The following is a 12,426-nucleotide window of genomic DNA, read 5'->3' as shown; positions in this document are numbered from 1 at the left end:
GGAAACCTGCTTTTTGGTGTGTTCTTTTCAGCGCATTTCACAAGCGCCAAAGGCTGGAGACCCTGAAAAGAGTCTCCAGCCCTTGATTTCACTGAATTACTTCAGTTCAGCCTTAGCACCGGCTTCGATCAGCTTCTTCACAGCAGCTTCAGCGTCAGCCTTGGCAACAGCTTCCTTCACGTTCTTGGGAGCGCCGTCAACCAGATCCTTGGCTTCCTTCAGGCCCAGGCCAGTGATTTCACGCACAGCCTTAATCACGGAAACCTTGTTCGCGCCGGCTTCAGTCAGCACAACGTTGAACTCGGTCTTTTCTTCCACAGCAGCGGCAGCAGCGCCACCAGCAGCGGGAGCAGCCATAGCGGCGGCAGACACGCCAAACTTCTCTTCAATTGCCTTGACCAGGTCGTTCAGTTCCAGAACAGTCATGCTGTCCAGGGCGGTCAAGAATGCGTCTTTATCGAATGCCATGTTATTTCCTAACAAATTTGTTGGTTTGTGCCGCGCAATTAAGCGGCAGCTGCTTCAGCTTCAGCTTCAGCTGCAGGTTCTGCGCCTTCGCTCTTCTTTGCCGCCAGGGCGCCCAGCACAACGGCTGTACGCGACATTGGGGACATAAGCAAGCCACACACTTGTGCCAGCAAGATTTCCTTGGAGGGAATGCTAGCCAGTTGCTTCACGCCGTTAACGTCCAGGGCTTTGCCCGAAAACGCGCCACCGCGAATCACCAACTTGTCGTTGGTCTTCGCGAAGTCGGCCACCACCTTAGCGGCAGCCACTGCGTCTTCAGAGAAGCCATAGATCAGCGGACCAGTCATCTGGTCAGCCACCACGTCAAACTGGCCGCCAGCCACAGCACGGCGGGCCAGGGTGTTCTTCAACACGCTCAAGCTCACGCCCTTGCTGCGTGCATCAGCGCGCAGTTTGGTCATGTCGGCGACCGTGATGCCACGGTATTCCGCGATCACAAGCGTTTGAGCTTTAGCGGCGAGGCTGGTCACTTCGTTGATGACCGCTTCTTTCTCACTGCGATTAAGACTCAAGGTCTACTCCTTAAATGCGCACTCAGGGCTAGCCCCTCATGCGCGCTCTTGTTGCAGCGACCAACTGTTTTGGAAAAAAATCCATCTGCAGCGGGATCGCCATCTGCGTTGGCCATCACGATTAAGTGATCTGAATCACACCAACGGTCTTGGATGACCTGATAGAGCAACAACCCCATCAGCCCACCACACCAGATGAGCCAAGGCTCATCTGACGATTTCTAGCAATTACGCCGAGATGGATTGCGTATCGACGCGAACGCCCACACCCATAGTCGACGAAACAGCAACCTTGCGCAGGTACAGACCCTTGCTGGAAGCAGGCTTGGCCTTGTTCAGCGCTTCGATCAAAGCAGCCAGGTTACCCTGCAGCTTTTCGGTGTCGAAGGAACGACGACCAATAGTGCCGTGAACAATACCGGCCTTGTCGACGCGGAACTGCACTTGACCAGCCTTGGCGTTCTTCACGGCCGTAGCGACGTCAGGAGTCACGGTGCCAACCTTGGGGTTAGGCATCAGACCACGTGGACCCAGGATCTGGCCCAGCTGACCCACAACGCGCATAGCGTCAGGAGCAGCGATCACCACGTCGAAGGGCATGTCGCCAGCCTTCACCATGGCAGCCAGGTCGTCCATACCAACCACGTCAGCGCCGGCAGCCTTGGCTTCTTCAGCCTTGGCACCTTGTGCGAACACGGCCACGCGAGCAACCTTGCCGGTACCGTGAGGCAGAACCACGGCGCCACGCACCACTTGGTCCGACTTCTTGGCATCCACACCCAGCTGAACGGCCACGTCGATGGATTCATCGAACTTAGCGGTAGCTGCGTCCTTCACCAGGGCGATAGCATCAGTCAGAGCGTACAGCTTGTTGCTGTCAACTTTGCCTTGGAGAGCTTTTTGCTTCTTGGTCAACTTGGCCATTTACACACCCTCCACGATCACGCCCATCGAACGGGCAGAACCAGCCAGCGTACGCACAGCAGCGTCAACGTCAGCGGCGTTCATGTCCTTCAACTTGGTCTTGGCGATTTCTTCCAGCTGAGCGCGGGAAATCTTGCCGACCTTAGTCTTCAGGGGGTTCGAAGAGCCCTTGTCGAGCTTGATCGCCTTCTTGATCAGCACGGTTGCGGGAGGAGTCTTGATGACAAAAGTGAAGCTCTTGTCAGCAAATGCCGTGATAACCACGGGCAAAGGCAGGCCGGGCTCGACACCTTGGGTCTGGGCGTTGAACGCCTTGCAGAATTCCATGATGTTGAGGCCGCGCTGACCCAGCGCAGGACCGATGGGAGGGGAAGGATTGGCCTTACCAGCTGGCACTTGCAGCTTGATGAAGCCGACGATTTTCTTCGCCATTGAATGCTCCTAACGGGTAAAACGCCATATACATCCAAACTGGATGCAAGTAGCTCCCCGAAGTTAAGACTCTACAAAAAAGCTCCGCATCGAGTCAAAAAATGCGAAGCCTTATATTCTAAGTTGGAACTTAAGTTTTCTCAACTTGAGCGAACTCTAATTCCACAGGCGTTGCACGGCCAAAAATGGTAACCGAGACGCGCAGACGATTCTTTTCGTAGTTAACTTCTTCAACGGAGCCGTTGAAATCGGTGAAAGGACCTTCCTTCACACGAACCAACTCACCAACCATGAATTCAACCTTGTGGCGGGGCTTCTCAGTACCCTCTTGCATCTGATCGACGATCTTGCGCACTTCTTCTTCAGAAATGGGTGCGGGTCGATTCTTGGCACCACCCACAAAGCCAGTCACCTTGCTGGTGTGCTTGACCAAGTGCCAAGTATCGTCTTCCATCACCATTTCGACGAACACATAGCCGGGGAACAGGCGACGCTCTGTCGTGCGTCGCTGTCCATTGCGCATCTCCACCACTTCCTCGGAAGGAACCAGAATGCGGCCAAATTTGGACTGCATGCCCGAACGTGCGATACGTTCTGCAATATTGCGCTCAACAGCTTTTTCCATGCCCGAATAAGCATGGACGATATACCAGCGCAGATCAGGATTGGCCGGTGCAGCTGCACCGCCGTTCACATCTGCTTCAACAGCGTCTGCCATTACTTCCTCCAGCCCAAAATCAGGTCATACAAGACCCATTCCAAGGTCTTGTCCGTGAACCACAAGAACAAAGCCATGACCACCACAAAGCCAAAGACGTAAAGCGTCATTTGGAAAGTTTCCTTGCGGGTCGGCCACACGACCTTCTTGACTTCACGCCAGGCATCTCGCGCAAAACCAGTAAACCGCTTGCCAGGCTCAGAGACCAAGAACACACCAGCAGCGATGACCAAACCGAGGATCAGCGCAGCCCATTGTGCCACCGGGCCTTGCTTGCTCAACAGATAGAAGCCGGCAATAGAAGCAACAACTAAAGCCGCAACTGCGGCTAATTTTGCTTTGTCAGCAACGGAGCTGACTGTTTCAACCTGAGTAGTGGCCATATTTCATTTCAAATGCGCAAAATTTGCACAATTTCAAGACGGCAAAGCCCGCCAAAGGCGGGCTCTCGTTGATTCCACCATTATAAGGTGGCAGGGGCAGTAGGAATCGAACCTACAACCTTCGGTTTTGGAGACCGACGCTCTGCCAATTGAGCTATACCCCTAAAAACCAATCAATTAAGCAATAACCTTGGCAACCACGCCAGCGCCCACGGTACGACCACCTTCGCGGATAGCAAAGCGCAGACCTTCTTCCATGGCGATGGGGTTGATCAGCTTCACAGTGATCGACACGTTGTCACCAGGCATAACCATTTCCTTGCCTTCTGGCAGCTCGATGGAGCCGGTCACGTCAGTCGTACGGAAGTAGAACTGAGGACGGTAGTTGTTGAAGAAAGGAGTGTGGCGACCGCCTTCGTCCTTGGACAACACATACACTTCAGCGGTGAAGTGGGTGTGGGGCTTGATGGAGCCGGGCTTGGCCAGAACTTGGCCACGTTCCACGTCTTCACGCTTGGTGCCGCGCAGCAGCAGACCCACGTTGTCACCAGCTTGACCTTGGTCCAGCAGCTTGCGGAACATTTCCACGCCGGTAACGATGGTCTTGACGGTGTCCTTGATACCGACGATTTCGATTTCTTCGCCGACCTTGACGATACCGCGTTCGATACGGCCAGTCACCACGGTACCACGACCGGAGATCGAGAACACGTCTTCCACGGGCATCACGAAGGCGCCGTCGATAGCACGCTCGGGGGTGGGGATGTAGGTGTCCAGAGCTTCAGCCAGACGCAGGATAGCGGGCTCACCCTTGTCGGATTGGTCGCCTTCCAGGGCCAGCTTAGCGGAGCCGCGGATGATGGGAGTGTCGTCGCCAGGGAAGTCGTACTTGGACAGCAGCTCGCGCACTTCCATTTCGACCAGTTCCAGCAGTTCTTCGTCGTCCACCATGTCAGCCTTGTTCAGGAAGACGATGATGTAAGGCACGCCAACTTGACGCGACAGCAGGATGTGTTCGCGAGTTTGGGGCATGGGGCCGTCAGCGGCCGAGCACACCAAGATAGCGCCGTCCATTTGAGCAGCGCCGGTAATCATGTTCTTCACATAGTCAGCGTGACCGGGGCAGTCAACGTGAGCGTAGTGGCGATTAGCGGTTTCGTACTCGACGTGCGAAGTGTTGATCGTGATACCACGAGCCTTTTCTTCAGGCGCGTTGTCGATCTGGGAGTAATCCTTGGCTTCGCCGCCGAAGTGCTTGGACAGCACGGTGGCGATAGCAGCCGTCAGAGTGGTCTTACCATGGTCAACGTGACCGATGGTGCCCACGTTGACGTGGGGCTTGGTGCGCTCGAATTTTTCTTTTGCCATTTTTCCGACTCCGAAAAAAATCTATATCACTGCAACAGGGATTTCGGCGCTACCCTATCAAAGCGAGCGCACCAGAAATGGTGCCCATGGCGGGAATCGGACCCGCGACCTCTCCCTTACCAAGGGAGTGCTCTACCACTGAGCCACATGGGCAACGAAGTCACAACTAGCAACTTCAAAAATCTTTGCTCGCAAACTGGAGCGGGAGACGGGAATCGAACCCGCGTCATTAGCTTGGAAGGCTAGGGTTCTACCATTGAACTACTCCCGCACAGATTGACTGCACGCGACCGCTATCTCTAGCAATCTTCTCTTCCAAACCATTGCTGGTGGAGGGGACAGGATTCGAACCTGTGTACGCGTTAGCGGGCAGATTTACAGTCTGCTGCCTTTAACCACTCGGCCACCCCTCCGAAGAGATTTGAATTGTAGCACCGTTTTTTCAGCCCAAAAAAAATATGGAATTTTTTTGATTTTTTGCTGATCGACGATGTTGGCGCGGCTGGCGGGGATCGAACCCACGACCCTTGGCTTCGGAGGCCAATACTCTATCCACTGAGCTACAGCCGCGAATCCGTTAACACGCTTGCGCAGCCAACAACAATTCAACAGCCGCCATTATGCACGGCAAATACAGCACAAATTACAAACTCAGCTGAAATCCCAATCCAGTCAAGTACACATCCACCGACATGCGCCCAACAGGTGCCAGCGCAAAACGGCCTTCATTCAGAACCCAACCATGAATGAGCCCGACAAACAGCGAATGCAGACCCAATGCTGCATCCGCCGGAGAGATCGACAAATTCACTGATTGCTCCTGCGCTGCAAGCGCAAGATCCTGGGCAAATTTTTCTTGCGAGCAGCGGGCACTTTCTATGTGCTGCCCCCGCAGCTCCGCCAACTCCCCCACGTACTCCATCTTGAACAGCGCAGTGTCGAAGACCTTGCGCTTGCGCTCATCTTCATCCATGCTCTCAAAGACCATCTGAATGGAATGGCGGATACGCTGCAGAGGCGCCATCTCGCCATATTTGTCATCACAGATCTCATCAAACGGCATGCAAATACGGCTGAGCATGGAACCAAAGACATCCATCTTGTCTTTGAAGTGCCAATACACCGCCCCACGCGTAGCCCCTGCGCGTTGCGCCACATCCCCTAGAGATGTGCGCGACACCCCTTTTTCAAAAAAAACCTCTTCCGCAGCATCCAACAACCTGGTGCGCGTTTCATCGGCCTCGGCCTTGGTTCTACGTGCCATTTCCAATCCTTATCGCCACTCACCCGTAGCAATTCTGCGCAAGAAAGACCCCGCTAAAAAAGGCCTTTCACACGAATTTCCTAATTATACATTTATGGATGTATGTATAATTCATACACCATCATTAGTAGGGAAGTCCAGTCGGATTCCCCCTTATTCGAGCGCTACGTTCTCACGTCGCGCTCTTTCACGTTTTCAAAGTCAACCGGAAGGACGTTCATGCATCACATGTATGAAACACACCAGGCCCCCGAGAAACAGTCCAAGCCTGCCGCGCAGTACAAGCGCACGATGGTTATCGGCCTGAGCCTGATCGCAGCCTTGGGACTTGCTGCCTGCAGTGACAAGCAAGAAGATGCCCAAAAAGCACAGGCTGCGGCACAAGCGCAGCCACCGGAAGTGGGTGTTATCACGGTAGAGCTGCAGGCAGTTCCGCTGGTGTCCGATCTGCCTGGCCGCCTGGAAGCTTCGCGCGTGGCTCAGGTGCGAGCACGGGCTGCGGGTATTGTGCAAAAACGTCTGTTCCAGGAAGGCTCTGACGTCAAAGCGGGACAGGTCCTGTTCCAGATCGACAACACGCCTTATCGCGCCAACCTGCAAAGCGCTCAGGCCACCTTGGCTCAGGCCGAAGCCAACCTGGCTCAGGCCGCAGCAACCGCCCGTCGCTACAAGCCATTGGTAGAAGCGAATGCTATCAGCAAGCAGGAATACGACACGGCTATCGCCAATGAAAAGGCGGCGCGCGCGCAAGTGGCTGCAGGCAATGCCGCAGTGACCAACGCCAACGTCAATCTGGGCTATGCCAGCGTGACCGCCCCTATCTCCGGACGCATCGGTCGCGCACTGGTCACGGAAGGTGCTCTGGTCGGTCAAGGTGAAGCCACGCAACTGGCAACCATCCAGCAAATCAATCCGCTGTATGTGAACCTCACGCAATCGTCGTCTGAAATCATGCGCATGCGCGAAGCGCTCAGTTCTGGCAAGTTAGCAAAGGTAGGCGAAAACGCGGCCAAGGCCATCGTCTATTTGGACGATGGTCAGCAATATGCGCATCCGGGCAAGCTGCTGTTTACCGACCTGACAGTGGACCCTACGACGGGCCAGGTCAGCATTCGCGCAGAGCTGCCAAACCCCCAAGGTCTGCTGCTGCCCGGTACTTATGTGCGGGTGCGCCTGGAGCAGGCCCAAGTGGACAACGCAGCCCTGATTCCTCAGCAAGCCGTGACGCGTAACGAAAAGGGCAATTTCGTGATGATCGTCGCTGACGACGGAACGGTGGCACCTCGCCCCGTGCAGATCAGCCAGTCCAAAGGCTCTGACTGGATCGTCACCTCGGGCCTGAAGGCCGGTGAAAAGGTGTTGGTGGACGGCATCGTCAAGGTTGGCATGGGTGCCAAGAAGGTAACGCCTGTGCCATGGAAGGGCGATGCCAAGGCGCCAGCTGCACCGGCAGCCAACGGCGCCGAAAAACAGGCGGCACCTGCCGCTGGAGCTGAGGCGGCCGATAGCGCACCAGCCCAGAAGTAACCAGGGCGAACTGCTATGTCAAAGTTCTTTATTCATCGCCCTATTTTTGCCTGGGTGATCGCGATTTTCGTGATTCTTGCAGGTATCGTGGCCATCACCAAGCTGCCGATTTCGCAGTTTCCAACGGTCGCGCCGCCCACCATTTCGGTGACCGCGACCTACCCCGGTGCAACAGCGCAAACCATGACGGATTCGGTGCTGCAGCTCATCGAACGCGAGATGAACGGCGCCACCGGTCTGATGTACATGGAAACCAGCGCCTCGGCCACCGGCCAAGGCACGCTGACCGTGACATTCGAGCCCGGCACCAACCAGGATCTGGCCCAGGTGGACGTGCAAAACCGTCTGGCACGGGTGCAGTCCCGCCTGCCGCAAATCGTGCAGGCGCTGGGCGTTCGGGTCGAAAAGTCCATGAGCAACTTCCTGATGATTCTGGCTTTCCAGTCAGACACAGGGGAAACCTCGCGCGACGATATTGCCGACTACGTCAACCGCAACGTCCTGCCTGAAGTGCAGCGTCTCGAAGGCGTAGGCAAGGCCCAGTTGTTTGCTTCCGGACGTGCCATGCGCATCTGGGTAGACCCGGCCAAGTTGCAGGGTTTCAATATGTCGATTGCGCAGATTAATTCTGCCATCGCAGCCCAGAACCAGCAGATCTCCGGCGGCTCGCTGGGCAACACGCCCAGCCTGCCCGGCACAACCATGAACGCCACCATCGTGGTGCCTGGCCAGTTGACAACACCCGAGGAGTTTTCCAATGTGGTGCTGCGCTCCAATCCCGACGGCTCCACCGTGCGCATCAAGGATATTGGACGTGTCGAACTGGGCACGGAAAGCTATGGCTTTGAGTCTCGCCTGAACGGCAAGCCCGCAGTCGCCATGGCTGTGCAGCTGACGGCAACCGCCAACGCCATGGCAACAGCCAAGCTGGTGTACGCCAAGATGGCGGAAATTGAACCTTTCCTGCCTGCCGGCGTGAAGTGGTCTTCGCCTTACGACACTTCCAAGTTCGTCAAGATCTCCATTGAAAAAGTGGTGCACACGTTGATCGAAGCCATCGTGCTGGTGTTCATCGTGATGCTGATCTTCCTGCAGAACATCCGCTACACGCTGATCCCAACCATCGTGGTGCCTATCGCGCTGCTGGGCACTTTTGCCGTGATGCTGGTATCCGGCCTGACCATCAATATTTTGGCCATGTTCGCCATGGTGCTGGTGATCGGTATCGTGGTGGACGATGCCATCGTGGTGGTGGAAAACGTCGAACGCATCATGTCCGAAGAGGGGCTGCCGCCCAAGGAAGCCACGATCAAGGCCATGGGCCAGATCCAGGGCGCCGTGGTCGGTATCACCGTGATTCTGGTGACCGTGTTCCTGCCATTGGCGCTGTTCAGCGGCGCCACGGGCGCGATCTACCGCCAGTTCTCGCTGGTGATGGCGATCTCCATCTTCTTCTCCGGCTTCTTTGCGCTGACGCTGACGCCCGCACTGTGCGCCACCATGCTCAAGCCCATCCCCAAGGGCCATGCGCATGACAAAAAGACCGGTTTGCTGGGCCCGTTCTACAACTGGTTCAACCGCAAGTTTGAGGCTGGAACCCACCGCTACTCCGGCGCGCTGTCCTTCGTCGTCAAGCGCTCGGTGCAAGCCACCATCGTGTATGCGCTGGTGATTGCAGGTGCGGCCTTTATCTTCCTGAAGCTGCCCTCCTCCTTCCTGCCCACGGAAGACCAGGGCTATGTGATCTCCCTGACCCAGCTGCCGCCCGGCGCCACACTGGAACGCACCAGCAAAACCATGGGTGAGCTGGAAAAGTTTGCGCTCGCGCAACCCGAAACCGCAGACATCGTGAGCATTCTGGGCTTCAGCTTTGCGGGCCAGGGCCAGAACGTCGGCCTGTCCTTCACCACCTTCAAGGATTGGTCTGAACGCACCGCAAAGGGCTCGGATGCCAAGTCTTTCGCGGACCGCGCCATGGGAGCCATGATGCAGCTGCGAGACGGTTTCATCTTTACCCTGGTACCTCCATCCATCCCCGAACTGGGCAATAGCGACGGCTTTACCTTCCGCCTGCAAGACCGCTCCGCCAAGGGACACGCAGCCTTGCTGGCAGCGCGCAACGATCTGGTGGCCAAGGCCAATCAGAGCGCCGTGCTGACCGGCGTGCGCTTTGACGGCGTGGACGATGCGCCGCAGTGGCAGGTGGATATCAACCGTGATGCCGTGTACGCCCAGAAGGTGAACATGTCGGACATCGCCACCACGCTGTCCACAGCGCTGGGTTCGGCCAACTCCACCGACTTCCCGAACCAGGGATATATGCAGCGCGTGACCATCCAGGCCGATGCCGCTCGCCGCATGCAGCCCGAGGACGTGATGCGCCTGACCGTACCCAACGCGGATGGCAAGCTGGTGGAGCTCTCTTCTCTGGTCACCACCAAGTGGATCAGCGGACCCATGCAGATGTCGCGCTACAACGGCTACCCGTCCATGAGCATTACCGGCCAGGCCAAGCCCGGCTATACCAGCGGTCAGGCCATGGAGGAAATGCAGAAACTGGCCACCGAACTGCCGGAAGGCTTTGGCTATGAATGGACAGGCCAGTCCCTGGACGAAAAGAAGGCGGGTTCATCGGCAGCATTGCTGTACGTGTTCTCCCTGCTGGCCGTCTTCCTGTGTCTGGCTGCTCTGTACGAAAGCTGGAGCATTCCGCTATCCGTGATGCTGGTCGTGCCATTGGGCGTGTTCGGTGCCGTGGCCGGCGTGATGATGCGCAGCATGCCTAACGACATCTACTTCCAGGTGGCGCTGATCACGGTCATTGGTCTGTCGGCCAAGAACGCCATCTTGATTGTGGAGTTCGCCAAGGATCTGCATGCACAGGGCAAGAGCGTGCTGGAGTCGGCACTGGAGGCCGGTCACCTGCGCTTCCGCCCCATTTTGATGACCTCTCTGGCCTTCATTCTGGGCGTGGTGCCGCTGTATATCGCCTCCGGCGCCAGTGCTGCCAGCCAGCAAGCCATCGGTACCGGCGTGTTCTGGGGCATGGTGATCGGTACGCCTTTGTCCGTGTTCCTGGTGCCGGTGTTCTTTATCTCAGTGTTCAAGCTGTTCGGTAAGAAATCCAAGCCAGACAACCACACCACTTCCCCGGCAGCAACTTCTGCAGCGCAGGGAGGCTCGCATGATGAATAAGACTTTGCTACCCGTGGCACTGGCTGGCGTACTGCTGGTCAGCGGCTGCTCCTTCATTCCCACGCTGGATAGACCCGCTGCACCCGTGGCCGAGCACTTTCCTGCCGCCAACGAGCAAGCCGGTGCTGTGGCTGCTGCCGATACGCCCTGGCAGCAGTTCTTCACCGACCCGCGATTGCAGCAGGTCATCAACCTGGCGCTGGAAAACAACCGCGATCTGCGCGTGGCCGTGCTCAATATCGAGAAAGCCCGCGCCCAGTACCAGATTCAGCGCGCAGCCCAGTTTCCCGAACTGGGTGTTGCAGGTACCGGCAGCCGTCAGCCCAACACGGCAACCGGCAACTACGCGAACACCTACATGGCAGGCCTGTCCATGCCGAGCTGGGAGATCGATTTCTGGGGCCGCATCGGCAGCATGAAGGAGCAGGCTCTGGCGCAGTACTTGGCTACCGAGGAAGGCCGAAAAGCCGCCCAGATCAGCCTGATTGCCAATGTCGCCAACACCTGGCTGGGCTTGCAGGCCGACGAGGAGCTGATGACCATCTCGCGCCGTACCTTGGGCACGCGTGAGCAATCCATCAAGCTGACCAAGCTGCGCCTGGATGCGGGAGTGGCTTCCGAGCTGGACTTCCGCCAGGCCCAGTCGCTGACCGAGAATGCCCGCGCCACCCTGGCCCAGCAAACCCGCCAGCGCGCCCTGGATGTGAATGCGCTGACGCTGCTGGTGGGCCAGACCCTGCCCGCCGATCTGCTCAACAGCATGCAGGACAAGAAGCTGGCCGACCTGCCGGCGCTTGCCGATGTGCCCTCGGGCCTTCCCTCCGATCTGTTGCTGCGTCGACCCGACGTGCGCCAGGCGGAACAGTCCATGATTGCGGCCAACGCCAATATTGGTGCAGCACGCGCAGCGTTCTTCCCCAATATTTCCCTGACTGCAGCGGCGGGCTTTGCCAGCAGCGATGTGTCTGACCTCTTCAAGTCTGACTCGGCGATGTTCAGCATTTCACCTTCGCTGTACCTGCCCATCTTCAACGCGGGCCGCAACCGCGCCAATCTCGAGTCGGCGCAAGCCGGCCAGAAGATTGCGGTGGCCCAGTATGAAAAAGCCATTCAGTCGGCTTTCCGGGAAGTCTCCGATGCACTGGTAGGCCGCCAGACGCTGCAGGACCAGCTTGACGCCCAGTCGCGCCAGCTGGACGCCGAGTCGGTACGCTACAAGCTGTCTGACCTGCGCTACACCAACGGCGTGGCCAGCTATCTGGATCTGCTCGATGCACAGCGCTCGTTGTTCGCACTGGAGCAATCCGTGGTGCAGGTACGACTGGCACAGCTGCAAAACCAGGTCAATCTGTACAAGGTTCTGGGCGGCGGCTGGAGCGAGCCCTCTAGCGCAGCACAGTAAACCCGCGTTGCTGCAGCTCACCAAGGCGCCCTTGTGGCGCCTTTTTCACATCTGGCCGCTGCGGTTTGATCCAACGCAACTCCTTTATGCACCCGGCGTCAACCCGTATCGTCGTGCACTGACTTTCGATAACCCCACTCCTATAATGTTTTGCTAACACCTTCCCCACGACG

Annotated in this window: 11 protein-coding genes and 5 tRNA genes; 3 read left to right on the top strand and 13 right to left on the bottom strand. The window is 57.2% G+C overall.

The window, feature by feature from the left end:
* Positions 1 to 96: 96 nt before the first annotated feature.
* The 13 genes from rplL to ACNAZA_RS10265 all read right to left on the bottom strand — a co-directional run bounded on the left by rplL (position 97) and on the right by ACNAZA_RS10265 (position 6,129).
* Positions 97 to 468: a 50S ribosomal protein L7/L12 gene (gene rplL / locus ACNAZA_RS10325; RefSeq protein WP_120965954.1), complete on the bottom strand. Its 372-nt coding sequence runs from the start codon at positions 466 to 468 to the stop codon at positions 97 to 99.
* Positions 469 to 506: 38 nt separating this feature from the next.
* The gene (rplJ, locus tag ACNAZA_RS10320) at positions 507 to 1,040 is read right to left on the bottom strand and encodes a 50S ribosomal protein L10 (protein WP_120965952.1); all 534 of its coding nucleotides are present in this window, start codon (positions 1,038 to 1,040) and stop codon (positions 507 to 509) included.
* Positions 1,041 to 1,268: 228 nt separating this feature from the next.
* The gene (gene rplA / locus ACNAZA_RS10315) at positions 1,269 to 1,964 is read right to left on the bottom strand and encodes a 50S ribosomal protein L1 (protein ID WP_120965950.1); all 696 of its coding nucleotides are present in this window, start codon (positions 1,962 to 1,964) and stop codon (positions 1,269 to 1,271) included.
* Entirely contained in the window at positions 1,965 to 2,396 is a 432-nt protein-coding gene (rplK, locus tag ACNAZA_RS10310) for a 50S ribosomal protein L11 (RefSeq protein WP_120965948.1), read from the bottom strand. It abuts the gene before it with no gap.
* A 130-nt stretch (positions 2,397 to 2,526) separates the two neighbouring features.
* On the bottom strand, positions 2,527 to 3,114 hold the full coding sequence (gene nusG / locus ACNAZA_RS10305; RefSeq protein WP_415796491.1) for a transcription termination/antitermination protein NusG: 588 nt from the start codon (positions 3,112 to 3,114) through the stop codon (positions 2,527 to 2,529).
* Positions 3,114 to 3,497: a preprotein translocase subunit SecE gene (gene secE, locus ACNAZA_RS10300; RefSeq protein ID WP_120965944.1), complete on the bottom strand. Its 384-nt coding sequence runs from the start codon at positions 3,495 to 3,497 to the stop codon at positions 3,114 to 3,116. Before secE ends, nusG begins: the two co-directional genes overlap by 1 nt.
* An 88-nt stretch (positions 3,498 to 3,585) precedes the next feature.
* Positions 3,586 to 3,661, bottom strand: a tRNA-Trp gene (locus ACNAZA_RS10295).
* A 13-nt stretch (positions 3,662 to 3,674) separates the two neighbouring features.
* Positions 3,675 to 4,865, bottom strand: coding sequence for an elongation factor Tu (tuf, locus tag ACNAZA_RS10290; protein WP_415796468.1), 1,191 nt, complete (start codon positions 4,863 to 4,865; stop codon positions 3,675 to 3,677).
* A 78-nt stretch (positions 4,866 to 4,943) separates the two neighbouring features.
* Positions 4,944 to 5,018, bottom strand: a tRNA-Thr gene (locus ACNAZA_RS10285).
* A gap of 44 nt (positions 5,019 to 5,062) precedes the next feature.
* Positions 5,063 to 5,136, bottom strand: a tRNA-Gly gene (locus ACNAZA_RS10280).
* A gap of 56 nt (positions 5,137 to 5,192) precedes the next feature.
* Positions 5,193 to 5,278, bottom strand: a tRNA-Tyr gene (locus tag ACNAZA_RS10275).
* Between the two features lie 81 nt (positions 5,279 to 5,359).
* Positions 5,360 to 5,435: transfer RNA gene (locus ACNAZA_RS10270), tRNA-Arg, on the bottom strand.
* A 73-nt stretch (positions 5,436 to 5,508) separates the two neighbouring features.
* Entirely contained in the window at positions 5,509 to 6,129 is a 621-nt protein-coding gene (locus ACNAZA_RS10265; protein ID WP_415796490.1) for a TetR family transcriptional regulator, read from the bottom strand.
* 228 nt (positions 6,130 to 6,357) lie between these two features.
* Here ACNAZA_RS10265 and ACNAZA_RS10260 point away from each other — a divergent pair, with 228 nt between their 5' ends.
* The 3 genes from ACNAZA_RS10260 to ACNAZA_RS10250 are packed head-to-tail and all read left to right on the top strand — an operon-like array spanning position 6,358 to position 12,253.
* Positions 6,358 to 7,656: an efflux RND transporter periplasmic adaptor subunit gene (locus ACNAZA_RS10260; RefSeq protein ID WP_415796489.1), complete on the top strand. Its 1,299-nt coding sequence runs from the start codon at positions 6,358 to 6,360 to the stop codon at positions 7,654 to 7,656.
* A 15-nt stretch (positions 7,657 to 7,671) separates the two neighbouring features.
* Positions 7,672 to 10,851, top strand: a complete 3,180-nt coding sequence (locus ACNAZA_RS10255) for an efflux RND transporter permease subunit (RefSeq protein ID WP_415796488.1) — start codon at positions 7,672 to 7,674, stop codon at positions 10,849 to 10,851.
* Positions 10,844 to 12,253, top strand: coding sequence for an efflux transporter outer membrane subunit (locus ACNAZA_RS10250; protein ID WP_415796559.1), 1,410 nt, complete (start codon positions 10,844 to 10,846; stop codon positions 12,251 to 12,253). The genes ACNAZA_RS10255 and ACNAZA_RS10250 overlap by 8 nt, the downstream gene beginning before the upstream one ends.
* Positions 12,254 to 12,426 lie beyond the last annotated feature (173 nt).

Origin of the sequence: Comamonas aquatilis, assembly GCF_965139575.1 — a bacterium.
Classification (GTDB): domain Bacteria; phylum Pseudomonadota; class Gammaproteobacteria; order Burkholderiales; family Burkholderiaceae_C; genus Comamonas; species Comamonas aquatilis.
The sequence above is the reverse complement of the archived record's forward strand: the minus strand, read 5'-3'. Positions and strand labels throughout refer to the sequence as shown.